Below are 20,853 nucleotides of genomic sequence, written 5' to 3'. Positions count from 1 at the left end.
GGCTCGCAGCCCCAATGTAGCGGAGCCTGCGGGGGCCGGATACAGGGCCGGCTAACGCCGACGCGGGCGGGCGATCGTGACAAGCGCGCGCGTGAGCACGACGCGACCTCCGCCACAATATCGTCAGGCCCGCCGCGATATCATCGCTGCCCGCGGCCATCCTCGCGGCGGCCCGGCCCTGCTGGCGCGGAATCAGCTCCGCGAGCGCTGGACCACGTGGTCGAGGTAGCGGACGCGCAGCTCGGTCAGCGCCTCGGCCAGCGCCCGTCGCTCGCTGCGCAGCGCCTCCAGCCGGCCCTGCGTTCGCCACGCGCCCAGGCTGCGGATCTGCAGGCGATGCAGGCGGGTCTCGATGAGATATCGCCGCGCGAACAGGGCCGCCGGTACGAGGCTGACGCCGAACACCACCGCCGGCACCACGCCGAACAGGCGCGCCACGGCGACGGTCTCGACGGCATATGCGGCCGCGAAGATCACGGCGCCGGCGAGCAGCTTGAACAGCGCGACCCGGTCGGTCGACAGGCGCAGCGGCTGCATCAACAGTCGCAGCATTGCGTGCGGCACGACGCTGGTCAGCAGACCGAAGCCCGCGAGCGGGGCGGCGGCGACGAGCACGGCGATCCGCGGGGTGCCGCGCAGCGGGAGGCGCCGCTCGCCGCGGTGTTGCAGCGCCGGCTTCTCGCCGCCGAGGCCGAGCGCCTCGCGCTCCTCCATAAAGCGCTCGAGTCGTTCTCGCAGCTCCTGGGTGCGCGCAGGCTCGACCTCGGCGAACCAGCGATAGGCGTCGACGACCCGGCGCACCAGCGCGGTGCGCTCGGCCGGCGACTGGCCGCCCGCGTCGAGGCCACCGTCGGCCCGGATGCCGACCACGATCGCAGTGACCTGGGCGATCAGCCGCTCGTCCTCGGTCTTCTCGACGTGGACCGCGAGCTCCCGCAGGGCGTCGCCGATCCGCGTGGTCAGGGCGCGGACCGCCTGGGCCTCGTCGCCGGCCGCGGCGACCTCCTCCGCGACCTCGATCGGCGGGCCGAAGGCGACGTGAATGTCGCTGCGAAACGCGTGCCGCACCAGGTAGGTGATACCCACTGGCACGATGCGCACGCCGAGCCGACGCCGTGTGGTCGCGCCGGTCTCGGCCGCGACGGCGATGCGGGCCGTCCCGGTCTTGAGCGGCTCGATCCGCAGGTGCCCGTGGGTCTTGCCCTCGGGAAGATCGCCAGCACGCCGCCCTCCGCGAGCACCGCACCGCAAGCGGCGAATGCATCGGTGTTGTCCGTGCTCGCCCCGCCGTGGTCACTGCGCCGCCGGATCGGGATGGCGCCCACCGATCGCAGGACGCGGCCAAACAGCGGGACGCGAAACAGGCCGTCGCGCGCGCAGTAGGCGATCTGGCGCTGCGTGACCGTGCCGAGCAGCAGCGGATCGACGATCGAATTGGGGTGGTTGCAGGCGATGATCGTCGGGCCCGTCGCCGGCATGTGCTCGCCGCCGGTGACCTCGATGTCGCCATAAAACACCTTCACCGCCGCCCGCAGGGTGGCGCGCAGGGCCTGATAGAGCGGGCTGACGGTGGACGCGACCATGCGCCCACGATTGCACATCCCGGGGCCGCCCGGGCCCCCATTGCCGTCGATCCACAGCAGAGGCCCCGGCGGCGACGCACAGCCGCCCTGATGGGGGCAGGCGCTACGGGTGCGCGATCACCAGCACCGCCCGCGCCCGCCCGAGCACGCAGGCCAGCGCCCGCCGCAGCGTCTCCGGATCGAGCGCCGCGAAGCTCTCGTCGAGCACCACCAGGTCGACCTGCTGCAGCAGCGCGCGGGCGATGTACAGCCGGCTGCGCTCGCCGTGCGAGAGCTGCCAGCCGGTCTCGCCGACCATCTGCATCAGCCCGCCCGGCATCCGCGCGAGCAGCTCGCCGAGGCCGAGCTCGTGACACACCGCCTCGGCCTCGGCGAGCTCGCGTTCGGTCGCCGGCCAACTGCGCCCCATCAGCAGGTTGAAGGCGAGGGTCGCCGTGAACACATGATTGTCGTGAAACTGCGGCGCCGCGGCGACTCGCCGCCGCCAGCCGACCAGACCGAGCGTCGGACGGTCGAGCCCCGCGAGCAGCACCAGGCCCTCGCCGGGCTCGCGCAGCCCCGCGACGATCGCCCCGAGCGTCGACTTGCCGCCGCCCGAGTCACCCGTGAGCAGCAGCCGCTCGCCCGCCGCGATCGTCAGGTCGACCCCCGCGAGCACCTGCCGCGCACGCCCGGGGTAGCGAAAGCAAAGCCCGCGCGCCACCAGCAGCGGCTGTCCGTCCGGCACCGGCGACAGCGCCAACATCGACCCCCGCCCCCCCGCGTCGACCCCCTCGCTCGCGCGCAACATCGGCGCCGCGTCGCGCAGCGACACCCCGGCCGCGAGCAGCTGCGTCGCCCCGCCGACCAGCGTCGCCAGCCCGCGCTGCGCCAGCAACACCCCGCCGAGCGCCGCCGCCAGCGAGGTCGGCTCGGCGTCGGCGACGAAGGCCGGCAGCAGGGCCACCACCCCGAGCGCCAGCCACCCGCGCGGCACCAGGGCCACCAGCAGCGCCTCGCTGCGGTTGAGCGACCCCTCCGCCGCGAGCACAGCGCGCAGGCTGGCATCCTCGCGCTCGTGCCAGTGCGTCGGCGACTCCTGAGCCAGCCGCGTCCGATGCCCCACCATCACCTCGATCAGGTGATGCGTCAGCGCCGCACGCTCGTCGGTCCACGCCCGCAGCTCCAGCCCGGCCCGTCGCACCAGCCCCACCGCGGCGATCGTCCAAACTCCCAACAATCCCAAATGTAGCCACCCCGCCGGGCCGATCGCCAGCAACGGGATCGCCGCCGCGAATTCGAGGATCGCAAACAGTGACAGCAGCCCGCCGCGCAGCCCCAGCGCCTCCACGGCGGAGGTCTCGAGCACCCGCCCGAGCAACAGCCCGCGCCCTCGCGCCGCGTCAGGTCGCCGTCCATCGCCATCGCCCCGACGAGCAGGCGCCGCTTGAGGATCACCCCGGCGCCGCGCAAGATCTCGCCAGTCAGCGCGGTCTGCCCCATGCGGAGCGGCACGATCGTCAGCAGCAGCAACACCCACGCCGAGGCCCAGCCCGGATCGCTGCGCCCGGCGAACACCAGCCCGCCGATCAACCACCACGATCCGATCAGCAGCCCGAGCTCGAGCCCGCGGAGACCCGCCAGCGCGACCAGCTGCGCCAGCAGCCCGTCGGCCCGCAGCTGCTGCAGCAGCGGCGCCCCCGGCGAGGCCCGCAGCAGCCACGCGCGACCGACCCGCCAAGCCGACAGGCGCTGACGCAGCAGCAGGTCGACCGCCCGCACGCGACGCGCCCCGGTCAGCCCCGTGCGCGCCACCAGCGACTCCGCGTCGGCCCGCGCCGGCGCCAGCACCGGCTCACACAGCTCGCTGCGCACCGCGGCCAGGTCGACCCAGCGCGACCGCAGATCGGGCGGCAACACCTCGATCGCCCGCCGACCGCCGCGCAGCACCAGCAGCAGCCGCCGCCCGTCCGCGCCGACCCGGAGCAGCGACGGCGGGCTTCGTCGCAGCAGGTCGTCGATACCACCGAGGTCGCTGTCGATCGCCTCCGCCTCGAGCCCCAGCGTCGCCGCAGCCCCCGCGAGCCAGCGATCGATCGCGCCTTCGTCCAGATCCGCGAGCACCGCGGCCCCGGGCGCCGGCAGCTCGCGCGGCAGCGACGTCAGCCGCGAGCGCGCCGCAAGGGCCGCCAGCGCCTCACCGGCGCGTTCGATCGGCCAACTCGCCTCGACCGGCGTCACCGCGACCCCTCCCCCGGCGCCACCCGAAGCGCACCATCTTCGATCGTCATCCGCCGCCAGCGCGGGTCACTCCACACCTCGCCATGAAGCTCCGCCTCGGCCCGCAGCAGCCCGGTGGATGCGGAGCTGTCTCCGGGGACATGTCTGCACATAAGCGATCTTCCACGATCCGCCCCTCCGCGACCACCAGCACCCGGTCGAACCCCACCGCCGCCGCGATGTCGTGGGTCACACACAGCAACGTGCTGCCGCGCCAGCGCTCGCGCACGCGGGCCAGCAGCCGCGCTCGCGTGTCCCGGTCCAGCCCGCGAAGCGGCTCGTCGAGCAGCACCAGGCGCGGGCGCTCGCGCTGCAGCGCGCGCCCCAGCCGCACCCGCTGACCCTCGCCGCCCGACACCAACCCGCCGTTCTCGCCGAGCACGCACTGCAGCCCGCCCGGCAGGCGCTCCAGCACCTCGCCGAGGTCGGCGCAGACCAGCGTCTCCGGCAGCCGCGCGTGCGCCTCCCGGTTGCCATACTCGAGGTTGTCGAGGAGCGACTCGTTCCACAGCTGCACCGCCGGATCGACCCACGCCGTCACCTGACGCAGCCCGACCAGCGTCGCCTCATCGAGCGTCCGCCCGTCGACCCGCACCTCCCCGCCGCTCGCTCGGTGCCACCCGAGCAACAACCCGAGCAGCGTCGACTTGCCCGCCCCCGACGCTCCCACGATCGCAATGTGCTGACCTGCGGCCACCTCGAGGTCGACCGTATGCAAGATCGGGTTACCCCCGGCCACCACGCCGACCTCACGCAGCGACAGCGCCACCCCGCCCGCAGCAGCTCCGCCAGCGCCTCGCTCATCGCCGGCTCCACCGCCGCCGCGGGCGCGGCTGTCAGCGGCTCGAGCAGGCGCAGCGCCGTGACCCGCAGCGCCGGCAGCTCGAACGCCGCCTCCGCGATCCGCTCCCCGATCGCCGGCAGCGACAGCGACCAGTACAGCAGCAACAGCGCCCCCGCCGGCTCCGCGTGGCGACTCACATATGCATCGAAGAGCCCCGCCGCCAGTCCCAGCCCGACCAACGCCGTCAGCCCGACCACGACCACCTGCACGCGCACCAGCCCGCGCTGCGCGTGCGACCACTCGACCAGCAGATCCTCGTGCTCGCGCAGCAGCGATCGCTCGGCCGCGTGGGTGCGGATCGCCACCAGGCCGAGCAGCGCGTCGAAGTAGAAGCGCCCGAGCGCCCCCGCGTGGCTCTGGACCTTGAGCGTGCGCTCCCCGAGCAGCGGCAGCAACGCGAGCGGCAGCCCCACCACCGTCAGCGCCGCCAGCACGATCCACGGCGCCCCGCCCGGGTCGATCCAGATCAACGCCGCCGCCGTGAACACCAGCTCGCAGCCGCCGCGAAACAGACGCGCAGCGACATCCGGCAGCCCGAGCAGCACGTGCCCGCGATGACAGCGCTCGGCCATGTCGGAGATCGGCCGACTCGCCAGATAGCGATCGCCGAGCCGCGGGATCTGGGTCAGGAAGGCCCACCCGCAGGCGCGCGCTCAGACGGCGACCGAGCCGCCGCACCAACACCGCGATCGGCAGCTCCAGCGCCGCGAGTACGACGAACAGCGCAGCGATCGCCGCAGCCGCCGCGAGCCGCTGCTCGCCCACCCCGAGCCGCACGCCGAGCTCGACCATCGCCCGCAACACCAGCGCCTCGACGACCACCCCCGCGGCCGCCGCGATCAGCCCGATCGCTAGCAGCAGCGGCGCGGCGAGCCCGTCCGCCCGCAGCAGCGCGAACAGCTGCGACAGCGGCGAGATCGCCGGCTGACTCAGCGCCAGAGCCAGGTCCGGCGACAACCCAGCCGCGCCCCCGGGCCGCAGCGACGGCGCGTCGGCTCGGACCCCGCGGACCCGCACGATCACCGCGCCACGCAGCAGCGCGGTGTCCGGCTCCGGCCCCGGGACGGCGGTGAAGAAGGCCTCGGGGATATGTGCGTACAATTCAGGTCCGCACAATCCCGCGGTCTCCCGGATCAGCTGATCGACGAGGCGCGTCGCCTCGCCGCCCCGGCGCAGCGCGCCCGCGTCGACCAGCGAGGCCGCCAGACGGATCGCCGCGTCCAGCCCGGCGAGCCCGAGGATCTCCGGATCCGCCGACGCCGCCGCGATCCACCCGTGCATGCGCCCGCCCGCGATCCCCAGCGCGCGCCCTCGCTGCCGCAGCGGCGCCGTGAACTCGAGCGATCCGAGCCAGCCCCGCACGTCCCCCGCCGGCACCGGCATGCAGTGCACAAACAGCCGCCGCGCCAGCTCCTCCGCCCGCACGAAGCGGCGACCGATAGCCTGGTCCATGACCTGCACGCGGCCCGCCACCCGCGACCACAGCACCACGAAGTGGGCCAGGCCGCCCGGCGAGAGCACCACCGCGAGCGCAGGCAGGGCCTCCGCCGAGCGCAGGAACAGGTGGTCGACGGGGATCAGACATTGCTCGGCCTCAAGCCCGAGCGCGACCGCCACCTCCTCGAGCGTGTCGATCGAGGTGCCGTCGACGTCGGTCTGACACGCCTCGCGCAGACGGCCATAGCTGACCTCCACGCCGTGCCCCGCGAGCAGGCACTTGAGCGCCGCCGGGCCGCAGTCCATCGCCGAGCTCTGGATGACCTCGACCGCGAGGCGAAGCCGACGCTGAGACGTCATGACGCCAGCAGCCGACCCACGCTGCGCAGCAGGAGCGAGGCGGCGGGCACCGACTCGACGGTGATCTCGACCACGCCGACGAGGCCGTGCTCGACGGGGATCCGCGAGTCCGGATGCGCATCGAGGCGACACTCGACGCGCACGAGCCCGTCCTGCGTCTCGCTGGCGATCGCCTCGACCTCGCCGTGCAGGCTGCCAAACTCGGCCCACGGGAAGCCCGTGAGGCGGACCCGCACCGGCTGGCCCGGACGGATCCTGCCGACCGACGCCGGCGTGAAGCGGGCCACCACGCGCAGGCGATCGTCGGGGATCACCAGCGCGACCACGCTGCCGCGCGTCAGCACGGCGCCGGGCTGCAGCGGGACCACGCCGCCCAGCGTCCCCGCGATCGGTGCGTGCAGCGTGTGCTGGGCGATCTGGTGATCGAGGGTCGCGATCGCCGCGACCCGCACCGCCAGCTCGCGCTGCAGCGCCGCCTCCTCCCGCGACGTGTGCGCTAGCTCGACCCGCATCGTCGCCAGCCGCTCCGACTGCTCGGCCCGGGTCCGCGCCACCTGCAGGCGACGGATCACCGCCAGCGCCGAGCTGCCTCGCTCACGCGCACGCAGCTGCTCGGTCGCCTCACCCGCCTCCACCCCCAGCGCCCGCAGCTCCTCGCTGCGCTCCGCCAGGTTGCGGGCGAAGCTCGCCGCGAGCTCGGCCTCCGACGCCGACGCCGACGCCTCGCTGTGCCGCGTCCGCCCCCCGCTCTCGTACACCGTGATCGCGGCCGCCAATGCCGCGTGCTCGCCGGCCAGCGCGCCGAGCTCGGCCAGCACGCCTTGCCGCTGCGCCTCGGCCTCGACGCGCATCAGCTGCAGCGTCCCGCTGTCGAGCTCCAGCACCACATCGCCGGACCCGACCCGCCGGCCGAGCACGACGTCGCTGCGCAACACATGTCCGTCGAGCTTCGCCGCGATCGGCACGGCCGCGCCCGCGACCTCGACGCGAGCCTGCACGCTGGTCTCGATCAGGGCGACGCGACCGAAGACCAACCATAGCGCCCACGCGGCCAGCAGCGCGAGCGCCACCACCAGCCCGACGGCCGTGCCACCAAGCCGCTCGGCCCCGAGCGCCCGCAACGAGCGGGAGAAGGCGATCGGCACGCGACCTGGATATCGCAGTCACCACGCGACGTAAAGCCCGAGCCGACCCCGAGCCGACCCCCGCATGATCGCCCGCATCGGCGCCGATCGTGCGAAGCCGTCCTCCTCCATGTCGATCACGCGCGCCGATCGTCGAAATCGCAGCGCTTCCCATCGTCGCCGCCGCGATGTAGCCTGCTCGCCGGGAGGGTGGAGTGATGAAAGCTAGCAAGAGGGTGCAAATCAAGGTGAAGACCAATATCCGCGCCGGGGGTCTCTCGACCATCAACGGCCTTTCGACCATCAATCACAGCGGCGTCAAGGTGAAGACCAAGATCCGCGCCGGGGGCCTCACGACCGTCAACGGCCTCACGACCGTCAATCACAGCGGCGTCAAGGTGAAGACCAAGATCCGCGCCGGCGGTCTCACGACCCTCAACGGCCTCACGAGCATCAATCACAGCGGCGTCAAGGTGAAGACGAAGATCCGCGCCGGCGGCCTCGACCGTCAACGGCCTCTCGACCATCAACGGCTGATCGACGGATCGACGGATCGACGAATCGACCGACCATGGCCCGCCCGCGTCCGGACCTCGACCGCGGCTGCGAGCTGCACGCCCGGGCCCAGAGCCTCCGTGACGCGGGTCAACCATTGCGAGCGCGCCGACTCTGCGTCGGCGCGCTCATCCTGCTCCGCCGGGCGCTCGGCCAGCGCCACCCCGACGTCGCCAACGTCCTGCTCGAGCTCGCCGGCACCTACAGCGATCGCGGCGAGTCCCAGACGGCGCTGCTGCACGGCCAGCAGGCGCTGGCCTGCCTCGGACGCAGCCGCGGCCGCGACGTCGATCGCCTGCGCCTCGCGGCCCTCACCCTGATCGGCGAACTGCTGCTCGCGCACGGCCGCTATCGCGAGGCGCTCGCGCCGTGGCGCCGCGCGGTCACCGTCGCCAGGCGCATGGGCCCCGTCGAGCTCGGCGGCTCGCTCAACGGCCTCGGCGTGGTCCAGCGTCACCTCGGACGCCTCGACGCCGCCGAGTCGCTATACCGCCAGGCCCTCGTCCAGATCCGCCGCGCCCGCCCGGTCTCGCCGCTCCAGCTCGCGTCCCTGTACCACAACCTCGGCGGCCTCGAGCACGCCCGCGAACGCCACGCCCGCGGCGTCCCCCTCGCCCGCCGGGCCGTCGCCGCCCGCATCGCCGCCCTCGGACCCGGCCACGTCGACGTCGCCGCCGACCGGGCCGCCCTCGCCTCGCTGCTGGTCGGCTGTGGCCGCCTCGCCGAGGCCGCGACGCTCTACCGCCAGGCCCTCACGGTGTTTCGTCGCCGCCTCGGCGAGGCCCACTTCGAGGTCGGCTTCAACCTCGGCAACCTCGCGGCGCTCGAGCATCAACGCGGCCGTCACACCGCCGCCGCCCGGCTGTATCGCCGCGCGCTCGCCATCCAGGACGCCGCCGCCGCCTCGCACCCGCAGCTCGCCCTCCTGCTCGCCAACTTCGCCGCGCTGCGGCGCGAGCAAGGCCGCGAGGCCGAGGCCCTCGCCCTCCTGCGCCGCGCCGCCAGCATCTACGCCCGCGCCCTCGGCCCGCGACACCCGGACACGCTCGCCGCTCGCCGCTCCATCGCCGACGCCTGAAAGTGTAGACATTCGCGGCGGCCGCTCGTGTGGGCCCATACAACAGCTACCGCTATCTACGCATGTCGATCACGCATTTCGCCGATGATCGTGACGACGACCCCGCCGCTATCAACGCGCGGCGGCCCGCGCCTCGCGTGTGAGGCCGATCCATCCGCGCCCCTCGACGTCGGCGATCAGGGCCGTGAGCGCCGCCCGCCCCTCGCTCGTGCGCCCGGCCGCCAGATCGACGCGCGCAGCCGCCAGCCGGGCCTCGAACACGAGCGCCTCGAGCCCCAGCCGCGTCGCCTCGGCGATCACCTCCGTGAGCCCACGTCGCGCCTCGTCGTGGTCTCCCCGCGACCCCGCGACCACCGCTGCGACCAGCGCCACGCGCAGGCGTGCCTGCGGCCGCTGAGTCGTCGCAGCCAGCGCCTGCGCCCGCGCCAGAGGCACGGCCACCTCACGCCTTGCGCCCAGCAGCGTCAGCACGAGCCACGCCCGCGCCTCCGCCTCGTCGCTGCGCGCCCGCGCCGTCGCGTGGCCCTCCGCGGCCTCGGACGCCGTCGCAGCCGCCTCCGCGAACTGGCCGCGCGCCAGGGCGACGCGGGCCAGCAACAGCTTGCTCTCGGGCACCTGCTGCGCCAGCCCCAGACCTTCGCGCGTCGCCAGCGACTCCCGGCCCAGCGCCTCCGCCTCGTCGAGGCGGTCCTCCACGAGCGCGACCTCGCCGCGCAGCGCCTGCACCCACGCGACCATGCGCAGGTCGCCGACCTCCCGCAGCCGCTCCACGCTCGCGTCGTACGCAATGCCAGCCGCGGGCAGATCGCCGCGCACCGCCGCGATCTGCCCGCGCAGCACCTGCCCGCCGATCTGGTTCAGCGGGCTGGCCAGCGTCCCCAGCGCGAGCGCCCGCTCGGCGTCGTCGAGGCGCCCAAGGCGAAACAGGATCGTCGCCAGGCTGACCTGCACGTCGGCCGTCGTCTCGCGATTCCCGAGCGCAGTGGCCGCGCGCACCATCTCCTCGCCCAGCGCCGCCGCCCTCGCCAGCTCGTCGAGCTGGATGTTGGCGATCATCAGGTTGTTTAGCAGCTCGATCCGCAGCGCCGGCTCGCCCAACGCCGCCGCCGAGGCACGCAGCTGCTCGAGCTGCTCAATGCAGCCCTCGTTGTCGCCGACATGCAGGAGCCGCGACGCCAGCAGTATCCGCGCCCGGACCGCGATCGTCGTCGCCCCGACCCGCTCGGCCTTCGCCAGCGCCGCCGCGGCGACGCGCTCGACCGCGGCCGCGTCGCCCAGCTGTGAGTAGGCGTCGGCCTCCGCCAGATCGATCCGCGGATCGTCGCCGAGCGGCGGCGGCAGACGGCGCAGCGCGGCGGTCGTCGCCAGCGTGTCGCCCGGGCGATCGGCGCTGGCCTGGACCGCCGCGAGCGCGAGCCCGTGATCGAGGTCGTCGGGGAACAACTCGTGCAAGTTCCTTGCGACCACGATCGCCGGCTCCCACGCCCGCCTCGCCACGTGGTGGCGCAGCTCGATCTTCAGCCGCTCCTCGCGGCGCAACGGCTGCGACAGCGCCATCGCTCGCTCCGACGCCGCGACCGCCGCCTCGTCCATCCCGAGGATCGCCAACGCGTCGGCCAGCGCCGCGTGTCCGAGCGCGAAGCCCGGCTCGAGCGTCGTGACCCGCTCCAAGGCCAGCCGCGCCGCCGTCGCGTCGAAGGCCCGCAGCCTCGCCAGGCCCGTCGCGTACAGCCGCGCCGCCTCCGGGGTCGCTGGTACCGACGCCCGCAGGCCCCCCGCCTGCTCCGCGGACAGCTCGTCAGCGCGGAGACTGCGGCGCAGCGAGGCCCCCGCGCGCGCCACCAGATCGATCAGCTCCGTCTCGCGATCCGACTCGCTGACCGACACCAGCGGCTCCCCCGTGGTGATGTCGACCAGGCGCAGGTCGAGGCGGATCTTCTCGCCGATCACCAGGTACGAGCCCGTCACCACCAGCTCGGTGCCGAGGCGCCGACCCACGCTCGCCAGCTCGGCCTGGCCGAGCCCGTCGGTCTCGCCGATCGCCAGCTCCCGCTTCATGCGCTCGACGTCGTCGACCGTCACCGTGCGCAGCTGCTCGCCGATCGCCAGCTCCGTCGTCATCATCTCCACCAGCGCCGTAGCTATCCAGGCGACATCCTCGCGCCCCGAGAGGTTGCGAAAGCCGATCACCGCCACCGAACGCCGCGGCCCCGTCGTCGCGCCCGCGGCCGTGACCGGCGCCGAATCCTCGCGCAGCACCACATATGCCGTCGCCGCGGCCACCACCGCGGCCACCACCGTCGCCACCAACACCGCCCGTCGACCGCGACGCGCGGTGAGCCCGGGCTGCACCGGACCGTGACCGTCTCGGCGAACGCCTCGGCCCGGCGCGCCACGCCGCGCAGCGACGTCCCCGGCGCGCTCGTCCCCACCTCCGTCTGCTGGATCGCGGCCAGCACCTCGTCCATCGCCGCGAACCGCTCCTCCGGCGCCCGCCGCAGCGTCCGCATCACCACGGCGGACAGCTGCGCCGGCAGGCCCGGCACCGCTGGCAGCGGCACCGGATCGCTGCCGATCACCTTGGCCACCAGCGCGACCAGATCGGTCGCGTCCGGCCACGGCATCGCCCCGCCCGACAGCAGCTCGTACGCCACCACGCCCCACGCGAACTGGTCGACGCGCCCGTCGCTAGCGAGCCCCTGCATCTGCTCCGGGGCCATGTAATGCGGCGTCCCGGCGAAGGTCGATCCGCCGTCGCCCGCGCCCCGACTCGCGCGCGAGCGGTCGGCCGGCAGCGTCGCCGCCGTCGGCAGGGCCCGCGCGCGCCGGGCGATGCCGAAGTCCAGGACCTTCAGCACCCCGTCCGCGCGGACCATGATGTTCTCCGGCTTTATGTCGCGGTGCACGAAGCCGCGGCTGTGCGCGAAGGCCAGCGTCGCCGCGATGTCGATCAACCACCCGAGCCGCGTGGCGATCGCCACGCCCTCGCCGATGTAGCTGCGCAGGGTCCGGCCCTCGATCAGCTCCATCGCCAGGAAGGTCGTGTCATCGACCTCGCCGACGTCGAAGATCGCCACCACGTTGGGATGGTCGAGCGCCGCCGCTGCCCGAGCCTCCCGGATCAGCCGCGCCGCGTGCCCGGCCGACTCCTTCGTGCCGGCGACCGCGCCCCCCGCGTGCAGCACCTTGAGGGCCACCCGCCGCTCGAGGCGCGGGTCGAACGCGCGGTACACCTCACCCATCCCGCCGTGCCCGAGCAGCGCTTCGATCGTGTACCGGTCGAATCGCTCTCCGATCGCCAGCATCCGACGGGAGGGTAACAGATCGACGCACCCGGGAGGGTCACCACCGGGTGTCGTCGGACCACTCCCCACGTCGCTCGACCGGCGCAATCTCGCGCAACGACGGGCGCTGTGGGCCGCGATCACGATCCCCAGACAGCCGCGCCCGCAGTGCACCCCGCCTCCACCTGATCACCTGTTGAGGCGAGGCTCACGAGAAAGGGCTCGTATCCCGCCACTTCCGGCGGTCTACGAGCCCGCACGCCTCACTGGCGCACCAGCGTGCTTACTGCTGGAAGCAGTACAGCCGCTGCACCGTCGAGCAGTTCGACGCGTTGAGCAGCCCGGTGTTGGTCCAGTTGCCGTTCGTCGCGTTGTTGCGGCCCTCGTAGCCGATGACGAGGAGGCCGCCGCTGGCGAACCAGCCGGAGCAGTCCTCCTCGAGCGAGGTACCATTGCTCGAGGTGCCGGTCCACACGTCGGCCTGGGCGACGGCGGCGTTCTTCTCGTTGACGTTGATCGGGAGCAGGATGCTGCCGTCGACCAGGTCGGCCCAGCTCTTGGCCACGTCCTTGCCGTTGACGAGCGCGTAGCCGGTGGCCGACTTGACGAAGCGGCTCTGCGGGTTGTTGGTGTTGTTGATCCAGGCCTTGTAGGTGCCGCCGAGCGCGGCGGCGTTGGCCAGGGTCTGGCACTTGCCGTCGCCGCCGGTGAGGCCGCCGAGGTTGCCGTTCCAGCTGCCGCTGGTCACGAAGACGAGCTTCGGCTTGGTGCAGTTGGCGTTGCAGCCGTCGTTGCCGACCACGTTGCCGTCGTCGCACTGCTCCTTGCCCGACCACACGAAGGTGTCGCCGCACTTGGCGTTCTTGCACATCGCCGTGCAAGCATCCGTGCTGCTGGCGTTGCCGTCGTCGCACTCCTCGTTGTTGCTGGCCTGCTTGAAGTTATCTCCGCACTTGGCGTTCAGGCAGGCGAGCGTGCAGGCGCCGGTGTTGCTGTTCATCACGCCGAGGTCGCACTGCTCGGGCGCCTGCTTGATGCCGTCGCCGCAGGTCTTGGGCTTGCACGCGTTGGAGCAGGTGTCGTTGTCGATCCTGGTTGCCGTCGTCGCAGCTCTCACCCGGCCCGAGCTTGCCGTCGCCGCAGACGTTGAAGGTGCAGTTGGCCTTGCAGGCCTTCATGTCGCCGTTGTTGAGCCCGTCGTCGCACTGCCCTTGCCGACCCACAGCAGGCCGTCGCCGCACTTGCCGGCCTTGCATGACAGGGTGCAGCCGCCGTTGTCGCTGTTGTTGTTGCCCGAGTCGCAGGTCTCGCCGAGGTTGAGCTGGAGGTAGCCGTCGCCGCAAGCCGGCACCTTGCAGGCGTCGGTGCAGGTGTCGTCCTGCTTGCCGTTCTTGCCGTCGTCGCACTGCTCGCCCGGGTCGACGATGTTGTTGCCGCAGGCCCGAGCTTGCAGACCGCGCTGCAGCCGTCGCCTGCAGCCAGGTTGCCGTCGTCGCAGGCCTCGCCCGGGCCCTGGTCGCCGTCGCCGCAGACGTTGAGCTTGCAGCCGGCGAGGCAGGACTGGCCGGGGCCGTTGTTGCCGCCGCCGTTGTCACACTCCTCGGTGCCGCCGCCGATGTTGTGCAGCAGCCCGTCGCCGCAGATGCCGTCGAGGCACTGCGAGGTGCAGTCGCCGTTGTCGGAGTTCTGCGGGCCGTCGTCGCAGGTCTCGCCGACGACCGGCTGGATGAACTGGTCGCCGCACTTGGCCGCGGTGCAGACGCTGGTGCAGGCGTCGGTGTCGACCTTGTTGCCGTCGTCGCACTGCTCGTTGAACGCGACCTTGCCGTCGCCGCAGGTGGCCTTGGCGCACTCGTTCGAGCAGGCGTCGTCGTCGACCTTGTTGCCGTCGTCGCAGGCCTCGCCGGGGCCGGGCTTGCCGTCGCCGCAGACGTTGAGCTTGCACGCGCTCGTACAGCTGTTGGTGTCGGCATTGTTGCCGCCCTCGTCGCACTCCTCGTCCGCGGGGAGGCCGAGCACGCCGTCGCCGCAGACGTTGGCCTTGCACTCGGCGGTGCAGTTGTTCATGGGGCCGTTGTCGGGGCCGTTGTCACACTCCTCGGCCGGCCCGGCATCCCCGTCGCCGCAGATGTTCGCCACGCACTCGGCGTTGCAGGCCTTGCCCGCGCCGTTGTCAGCGCCGTCGTCACACTCCTCGCCGACACCGATCTCACCGTCACCACAGACCGCGCCCGGGCCCGTGCTGCCATCGGTCGCGCTGTCCGTCGCGCTGTCCGTCGCGCTGTCCGTCGCCGTGCCGGTGTTCGTGTCCGTCGCCGTGCCGGTGTTCGTGTCCGTCGCCGTGTTCGTGTCCGTCGCCGTGTTCGTGTCCGTGGGCGTCGAGTCGGAGCCGGTCGGAACGGTCGTGGTCGGGGTCGTCTCGGTCGCCGGGCTGCCGGTCGTCGTCGCGGACGCGTCGCTGTTGCTGCCGGTGCCGGTGCCCGACACCGAGGCGCTGCTCGTCGTGTCGTCGCCGCCGCAGGCCGCGAGGGACAGACACAAAGAGGAGAGGATCGCTAATGAGGACGAGAAACCGAGGGTATGCCGCATTGCCGATTCGTACAGCGTGTCCGCCGGGCTGGCAACCACCGCGGGCCGCAACTATGGCGCCAGCGGCCGCGCGGCGCACCGGCGCGCTGGGGCCAGAAGCGACGCTCTCGCGCCCGCCAGCGCGCCTCGAAACATGCCTCTTGGGACATGTCGCTCAAGACATGTCCCTCGGGCCTGCCAGCCCCGCCTCCGCCCGCCCCCTGTGCCCCCGCGGGCGCCCACCAGCCCCTCCAGCCCGACAACCTGCGGATCACCGGCGGCGGTTTGACACGCCGCAGGCGCGCGTGCTGTCATGCGCGCCGCTGAACCCGAGGTCACCCAACATGACGCTGCTCCGCTGGCTCCGCCCCGCCCTCGCCTCGCTCCTGATCGCCTGCCCTGGAGGGGCGAAGGAGGACAGCAGCACCGGCGAGGCCTCATCCACGGCCGACGACTCCGCAGCCACCGCCGGCACGGACAGCGCGGAGATCCCCACGACCTCGACCACGGCGCCGACGACCGGCGGCGGCGGAACCGGCGACACTGGCGCGCCCACGAGCGACACCGGCGACACCGGCGGCGATCCGACCGGCGAGGAGGCGCAGGGCTGCGACGGCGCGGCGCTCCTGGCTGTCCCCGAGGACACCTCACTCCCAGGACCTTGGCCGGTGGGCGCCCGCACGGCCAGCCTCGGCGGGCTCACGATCGAGGTGTGGTACCCGGCGACCCTCGGGAGCGAGGCCGGCGTCGATCCGGTCCGCTACGACATCCGCACCTCGCTGCCCGAGAGCGAGCAGGCCAAGGTGCCCGACGAGGCCAACCCGTGGCAGGACTGCGCCTGCTATCGCGACCTCCCGATCGACGCGAGCCACGGCCCCTACCCCGCGGTGATCTTCGTCCACGGCACCGCCGGCTTCCGCTCGCAGTCGCTCGAGCAGGTCACGCACTGGGCCAGCCGCGGCTTCGTGGTGCTCGCGGCGGACCACCCGGGCCTGTGGCTGCGCGACCTGCTCGGCCAGCTGTGCGGGGTCCCGGCGCCGCCGCAGAAGCTCGGGGCCGACATCGCCACGATCGTCGGCGGCATCAAGGCGCCGGTCGGCGACCTCGCCTTCCTCGCCGATCGCGTCGACGCCGATCGCATCGCCATGGCCGGACACAGCGCGGGCGGCATGGCGATCAAGGGCTCCGGCGGCGTGGCTCAGGTGTTGATCCCGATGGCGGCCGGCGGCGTGTCGGCCGGCGCGGCGCTCAAGTCGACGCTCGTGCTCGGGGCCCAGGCCGACAAGGTCGTGCAGTACAGCTCGCAGCTCCAGGGCTACGCCGACTCGCCCGCGCGCAAGCGCCTGGTGGGGATCAGCAACTCGGGCCACCTCGCGTTCTCCAGCCTGTGCTCGCTGCACAACGCCGACGACCAGGACTTCCTCGAGATCGCCAACCAGTACCAGGTGTGCGGGGCGCAGTTCGCCGGCGCGCTGTTCGACTGCATGGACAGCTACACCCCGGACGCCACCAACTGGGCGATCACCAACTACGCCAGCTCCGCCGTGCTCGAGGAGACCCTGCACTGCTCCGGTGTCGGCTCGAACCTCGCGCAGATCCAGCGCAAGTTCCCCGAGGTCGGCGAGTTCCAGGAGGCGCTGTAGCCCGCGCGTGTTAGCCTCGGCCATGGCCTCGCCTCGCCTGCTGCTCGCGCTCCTGCTGCTCGGCTGCCCCTCGGGACCCGAGCACGCACCGCCGCAGCCGCCCGTGGTCGACGCGAGCGTGGGCGACCACGGCGAAGCCACGCGCGCGCCAGCCCGCGACGACCCACCACGCCCAGACCAGCCCGCGACGCCCGGGCCCGAGAAGCCGGCCTTCAGCGCGCCGAAGGCCGACGGGTCGCTGGCCGACACCCTGCCGCCACCCGCCCCCGTGAGCGGTCTGGGCGGCTGCGAGGGCGGCACGCGGCGCGCGGGCGAGACCTGGAAGGTCGACTGCAACGAGTGCAGCTGCGGCGACGACGGCCAGAGCACCTGCACCGCGATGGCCTGCCTGCCGCGGCCAGTCCGTTAGGACATGTCCCGAAGGACATGTCGCATCAGCCAGGTCTGCTGCGCAGGAGCTCGGAGACGTGGCCGGAGAACAGCCGACACGCGGCGCTGATCTCGGCGATCTCGAGCACGGCCTCGCGCGGCGCCGCGGGCCGCCGGGGCCGCGCCGGGACGAAGCGCCGCGCCTGCCCGGCGAGCGCCTGCACCCGCGTCCAGCAGCCGCGCACGACCGGGGCGCTGGTGCTGAGCTCCGCCGGCGAGAACTCGCGCAGCCCGTCGCGGTCCGCCGCGAACAGCAGGCCGAAGCCGACGGCGATCAGCATCAGCGACATGAGGAGCAGGAGCGAGACGACGAGGGTCATGGTGGCCTCCAGAACGAGACAGCCACGAGAGAGCAAAGCCCACGCCAGTCCGAGGCCCCGCGGGATCTCGAGGGAATTGTCGGGGTTGGCCCGACCGCCGAAGTCCAGTCCGGGCGCCGCTGTCAGGCGCGTCGGCGCCTGCACAGGCCCGCGAGCGCGAGCAACAGCGCCACGCCCGTCGCGCCGCCGCGCGGCTCGCTCCGGCAGCCACAGCCATCGTCGCCGCCGTCGCCCGGCGCGGTATCGGCCGTCTCGCCGGTCATGCTGGTGACCGCGGTCGGACCGCTGGCGGTCGCCGTGTCCGCGTCGACGCCAGACGTCGGCGTGTCGCCGGTGGCGACCCCGGTCTCGTCGCCGGTGGTGGCGCTCGGCACCACGCCGATGTGGAGCGTCACCGGCTCGGACTCGCTGATGAGCCCAGCGGCGTCCTCGGCGACGGCGACCAGCTCATAGCTGCCCTTGGGGAATTTTACGTTGGCGAAGGCGTAGGGCGCCGTGTCGTCGACCAGCGGCTGGACCGCGCCGTTGATCTTGAGGCTCACCGCGACCACACCCCAGCCGTCGCCGTCGTCGGCGGTGATCTCGATCGGGGTGGTCAGCGAGCTCTCGTCGGGATAGTCGGCCGACATCGGGACGGTGATCGCGACCGTCGGCGGCGTGTCGTCCGGCTTGGCGTCGAAGGCCGCGCCGCAGGTCGTGCTCGAGCCGCCCTTCGGGGTGCCTGGGCACCACTCCAGCCATTCGCCGACCCCGACCCCGGGCTCGCCGGTGTAGAAGCCCGCGCACTGGTAGGTCGGGTTCCAGGTGCCGTCGACGTCGTGACAGGGCGTGACGTCGATGCCCGACTCCTCCTCGATCCAGGGCACCGCGTTCCACGCGAGCGAGTGGGTGCCGCTGCCGCCACATTGCCCGGTCAGGGTCGATGCGATCCCGAAGGCGTGCCAACTCCCATCCGGATACTTCACGAACGCGGGGCCGCCGGAGTCACCGGGACAGATCCCCGGATCATTGCCACCGCCGACATCCACGCTGCCGTTGTATACGGTGTGGATCGGCGTGAGACCCCAGTGCTTGACCCCGGCGTTGCCGCCCTCCTCGGTGATGCCGAAGCCGGTCACCGCGGCGGTCTGACCCGGGTACACGATCTCCGTCTCGCAGCCGTACACCACCGGCGTCACCGGCAGCTCGGTGATCGCCTGGCCCAGGCGACAGAAGGCCCAGTCGTGCTCCTGGTCGTTGACCCCGGCGTAGTCGGGGTTGGTCATGCACAGCTCGGCCTTCGCGGTCTTCGGCGGGCTGCCGATGTCCTCGCCGAACAGGATCGTCTTGCTACCCCCACCGCAGTGGGCCGCAAACATCACGACCCTCGGGTGGATCAGGGTCCCCGTGCACAGCGAGTTGCCGCCCGACACAGCCACCGCCGTCGGCCAGGCGCAGGTGTCATTCGGGCTGCCGCCGTGGATCCCCACAGGCGCCGGAACCGGCGCTGACAGGCCCTCCGGGCCCCCTGCGTTCGCCTCACGGGCCACACCAAGGGCCACACACACCGCCAGACAAACCGGGAGATGCCGCGGAGATAAGTCCATCGGCCCAGCATGCCACACTCCCACCAGCGCCCCGCCCCCCAAAATGCTGACGGACGAGCGGGTGCGGCGTATCATCGCGGCGCCCGGCGTCCGTGCTCACACGTCCGCCGACCCCCACCCGGAGACACCGATGCATCCATGCCTCTCGTGGATCACCCTCAGCATGCTGACCGTCGCTCACTCGACGCCAGCAGGCGCAGCAGCGCCGGCACCTGCCCCCGCCCCCGCCTCCGCGCCTGCAGCAGGGGGGGGGCCCGCCGCGCCTGGTCCGACCGCGAGCGAGCCCGAGGCCCGCGCAGAGCAAGCCGCGACGCTCTACAGTGAGCGCAGATACGTGGAGGCAGCAGAGATCCTCGAGGATCTGTGGGCGAGTGTCCACGAGCCACGCGACCTCTTCAACGCGGCCTTGGCCCGCGTCGCCGCCGGCCACCGGGCGCACGCGATCCGCTACTGGGAGACCTACCTGCTGCTGCCGGGCATCCCCGCCGACGGGCGCGAGCAGGCCCTGGCCCGCCTGAAGAAGGCCCAGGCCGCCACGGTCGGCGTCAACCTCAAGCTGGTGCCGGCCGCCGTGTCCGAGGTCGGGGCGACCTACACCCTCCGCCGCGCCGCGCCTGACCTGAAGGACAGCCGACCCCCCGTGGTGATCGAGCTGCCGCCCGGCGCCCCCGAGTTCAGCGCGGGCGGACGCACCGTCTACCTCGACGCAGGCAAGTGGGAGCTCAAGGTCGAGGCCCGCGGCTACCGCACCGCCGTGCAGGAGCTGGCGATCAAGCCGGGACAGTCCGGCTTCCCCAAGGAGATCGTCCTCGGGCCCGACCCGATGTTCCGCCACGCGAGCTTCCAGATCGGCCCGCCCGAGGCCATCAGCGCCGGCGCCACCGTCACCCTCCAGCGCATGACCGCCGCCGCCCAGCCGGTCCCCTGCCCGCTCAGCTCCACCGGCGCCTGCGCCCTCAAGCTCGAGCCCGGCGACTGGGAAGTGGTGGTCTCCGCCCCCGGCTTCCAGCGCTACACCGAGAAGGTCTCGCTCGGCGCCCAGCCGACCGCCAGCTTCGCGGTCGCCCTGGTCCCGACGGTCGCCCCACCACCCGTGATCACGCCGCCCACCCCGACGCCGGTCGCCGCGGCCCCCGAGACCCCGGCCGAGCTCCCCGCCAAGCCGGAGACCGTCCCCCGCCCGATCCGCCTCAAGCTCTCCACGGCCCTGGTCGCCAGCGGCATCCCGATCTTCATCGGCGGCCTCGCCCTGGGGGTCACGGGCAGCAACAGCTTCCAGGACGGCCGCACCATGGGCAACAGCTCCGCCGAGCTGCTCCCGTCGTTGCGCATGCGCAGCGCCGGCATGGGCCTGGTCGGCGCCGCCGTCGGCCTGTGGACCACCGGCCTCACCGCCGAGTACGACGTAAGGCCCGTGGTCTGGTACAGCGAGCTCGGGGTCGGCGGCGCCTTCCTCCTCTCCGGGGCGATCTGGTCGGCCGTCGGCACCAGCCGGTGGAACCGTAACGAGGTGCCCAAGTTCCACTGCACCAACAGCGAGGGCATCGACTGCTTCGCCAGCCATCGCATGGCCAGCAGCTTCTTCCTCGGGGCCGGCGCCGCGCTGGTCGTCGGCTCCACGCTGGGCATCCTGATCCAGCGCAAGTACATGAAGCCGCGGCGCACCGCCCTGAGCCCCTACTTCGCGGGCGGCGGCGCGGGCCTCGTGCTGCAAGGGCGCTTCTAGAAACATGTGAGTCCAGGCTCGCGCCGGACTCACCCCCCTGCAGCCACAGATCGTCGG

At 72.9% G+C, this 20,853-nt stretch carries 15 protein-coding genes and 1 pseudogene; 4 read left to right on the top strand and 12 right to left on the bottom strand.

All coding sequences use genetic code 11. The features are described 5' to 3' along the window. Positions 1 to 192: 192 nt before the first annotated feature. From IPJ59_RS18030 to IPJ59_RS18005, 7 genes and pseudogenes are all read right to left on the bottom strand, one after another. The gene (locus IPJ59_RS18030) at positions 193 to 1,251 is read right to left on the bottom strand and encodes a lysophospholipid acyltransferase family protein (protein ID WP_293272637.1); all 1,059 of its coding nucleotides are present in this window, start codon (positions 1,249 to 1,251) and stop codon (positions 193 to 195) included. Positions 1,252 to 1,253: 2 nt separating this feature from the next. Beyond that, positions 1,254 to 1,478, bottom strand: a pseudogene (locus IPJ59_RS37895) (1-acyl-sn-glycerol-3-phosphate acyltransferase); the annotation flags it as partial. 208 nt (positions 1,479 to 1,686) lie between these two features. After that, entirely contained in the window at positions 1,687 to 2,328 is a 642-nt protein-coding gene (locus tag IPJ59_RS18025) for an ATP-binding cassette domain-containing protein (RefSeq protein ID WP_293272671.1), read from the bottom strand. A gap of 383 nt (positions 2,329 to 2,711) precedes the next feature. Further along, on the bottom strand, positions 2,712 to 3,803 hold the full coding sequence (locus IPJ59_RS18020) for a hypothetical protein (RefSeq protein WP_293272636.1): 1,092 nt from the start codon (positions 3,801 to 3,803) through the stop codon (positions 2,712 to 2,714). Positions 3,804 to 3,849: 46 nt separating this feature from the next. Beyond that, complete coding sequence (locus IPJ59_RS37890; RefSeq protein ID WP_366524621.1) at positions 3,850 to 6,483, bottom strand: ATP-binding cassette domain-containing protein; 2,634 nt, start codon at positions 6,481 to 6,483, stop codon at positions 3,850 to 3,852. Further along, complete coding sequence (locus IPJ59_RS18010; RefSeq protein WP_293272635.1) at positions 6,480 to 7,628, bottom strand: HlyD family secretion protein; 1,149 nt, start codon at positions 7,626 to 7,628, stop codon at positions 6,480 to 6,482. The genes IPJ59_RS37890 and IPJ59_RS18010 overlap by 4 nt, the downstream gene beginning before the upstream one ends. Before the next feature lie 116 nt (positions 7,629 to 7,744). Continuing rightward, positions 7,745 to 8,119: a hypothetical protein gene (locus tag IPJ59_RS18005; protein ID WP_293272634.1), complete on the bottom strand. Its 375-nt coding sequence runs from the start codon at positions 8,117 to 8,119 to the stop codon at positions 7,745 to 7,747. A gap of 59 nt (positions 8,120 to 8,178) precedes the next feature. Between IPJ59_RS18005 and IPJ59_RS18000 the strand changes: the two genes are divergently transcribed. Then, positions 8,179 to 9,240, top strand: coding sequence for a tetratricopeptide repeat protein (locus tag IPJ59_RS18000; protein ID WP_293256889.1), 1,062 nt, complete (start codon positions 8,179 to 8,181; stop codon positions 9,238 to 9,240). A 2,186-nt stretch (positions 9,241 to 11,426) separates the two neighbouring features. Here the strand turns inward: IPJ59_RS18000 and IPJ59_RS17995 are convergent. The 3 genes from IPJ59_RS17995 to IPJ59_RS38720 all read right to left on the bottom strand — a co-directional run bounded on the left by IPJ59_RS17995 (position 11,427) and on the right by IPJ59_RS38720 (position 15,065). Further along, positions 11,427 to 12,545, bottom strand: a complete 1,119-nt coding sequence (locus IPJ59_RS17995; protein WP_293272633.1) for a serine/threonine-protein kinase — start codon at positions 12,543 to 12,545, stop codon at positions 11,427 to 11,429. A 262-nt stretch (positions 12,546 to 12,807) separates the two neighbouring features. Next, positions 12,808 to 13,641, bottom strand: a complete 834-nt coding sequence (locus IPJ59_RS17990) for a DUF4215 domain-containing protein (RefSeq protein ID WP_293272632.1) — start codon at positions 13,639 to 13,641, stop codon at positions 12,808 to 12,810. Next, positions 13,638 to 15,065: a DUF4215 domain-containing protein gene (locus tag IPJ59_RS38720; RefSeq protein ID WP_293272631.1), complete on the bottom strand. Its 1,428-nt coding sequence runs from the start codon at positions 15,063 to 15,065 to the stop codon at positions 13,638 to 13,640. The genes IPJ59_RS17990 and IPJ59_RS38720 overlap by 4 nt, the downstream gene beginning before the upstream one ends. A 371-nt stretch (positions 15,066 to 15,436) precedes the next feature. Here IPJ59_RS38720 and IPJ59_RS17980 point away from each other — a divergent pair, with 371 nt between their 5' ends. Next, on the top strand, positions 15,437 to 16,735 hold the full coding sequence (locus IPJ59_RS17980) for an alpha/beta hydrolase (RefSeq protein ID WP_293272630.1): 1,299 nt from the start codon (positions 15,437 to 15,439) through the stop codon (positions 16,733 to 16,735). 22 nt (positions 16,736 to 16,757) lie between these two features. Beyond that, entirely contained in the window at positions 16,758 to 17,144 is a 387-nt protein-coding gene (locus IPJ59_RS17975; protein WP_293256901.1) for a hypothetical protein, read from the top strand. A 25-nt stretch (positions 17,145 to 17,169) separates the two neighbouring features. Here IPJ59_RS17975 and IPJ59_RS17970 read toward each other — a convergent pair whose 3' ends face one another. Beyond that, complete coding sequence (locus IPJ59_RS17970) at positions 17,170 to 17,484, bottom strand: hypothetical protein (RefSeq protein ID WP_293256904.1); 315 nt, start codon at positions 17,482 to 17,484, stop codon at positions 17,170 to 17,172. A 122-nt stretch (positions 17,485 to 17,606) separates the two neighbouring features. After that, positions 17,607 to 18,953: a trypsin-like serine protease gene (locus IPJ59_RS17965; RefSeq protein WP_293272629.1), complete on the bottom strand. Its 1,347-nt coding sequence runs from the start codon at positions 18,951 to 18,953 to the stop codon at positions 17,607 to 17,609. Positions 18,954 to 19,404: 451 nt separating this feature from the next. Here IPJ59_RS17965 and IPJ59_RS17960 point away from each other — a divergent pair, with 451 nt between their 5' ends. Continuing rightward, the gene (locus IPJ59_RS17960) at positions 19,405 to 20,796 is read left to right on the top strand and encodes a peptidase associated/transthyretin-like domain-containing protein (protein ID WP_293272628.1); all 1,392 of its coding nucleotides are present in this window, start codon (positions 19,405 to 19,407) and stop codon (positions 20,794 to 20,796) included. Positions 20,797 to 20,853 lie beyond the last annotated feature (57 nt).

The sequence above is a fragment of the Nannocystis sp. genome, assembly GCF_016714285.1.
Taxonomy (GTDB): domain Bacteria; phylum Myxococcota_A; class Polyangia; order Nannocystales; family Nannocystaceae; genus Nannocystis.
This window is presented reverse-complemented; position numbering and strand designations above follow the sequence as displayed.

Bases quoted from the DNA above. Each gene is read 5' to 3' on its own strand.
- IPJ59_RS18000 (WP_293256889.1), top strand. From the start codon at position 8,179: ATGGCCCGCCCGCGTCCGGACCTCGACCGCGGCTGCGAGCTGCACGCC.
- IPJ59_RS17975 (WP_293256901.1), top strand. From the start codon at position 16,758: ATGGCCTCGCCTCGCCTGCTGCTCGCGCTCCTGCTGCTCGGCTGCCCC.
- IPJ59_RS18025 (WP_293272671.1), bottom strand. From the start codon at position 2,328: ATGTTGGCGCTGTCGCCGGTGCCGGACGGACAGCCGCTGCTGGTGGCG.
- IPJ59_RS17980 (WP_293272630.1), top strand. From the start codon at position 15,437: ATGACGCTGCTCCGCTGGCTCCGCCCCGCCCTCGCCTCGCTCCTGATC.
- IPJ59_RS37890 (WP_366524621.1), bottom strand. From the start codon at position 6,483: ATGACGTCTCAGCGTCGGCTTCGCCTCGCGGTCGAGGTCATCCAGAGC.
- IPJ59_RS17970 (WP_293256904.1), bottom strand. From the start codon at position 17,484: ATGACCCTCGTCGTCTCGCTCCTGCTCCTCATGTCGCTGATGCTGATC.
- IPJ59_RS17995 (WP_293272633.1), bottom strand. From the start codon at position 12,545: ATGCTGGCGATCGGAGAGCGATTCGACCGGTACACGATCGAAGCGCTG.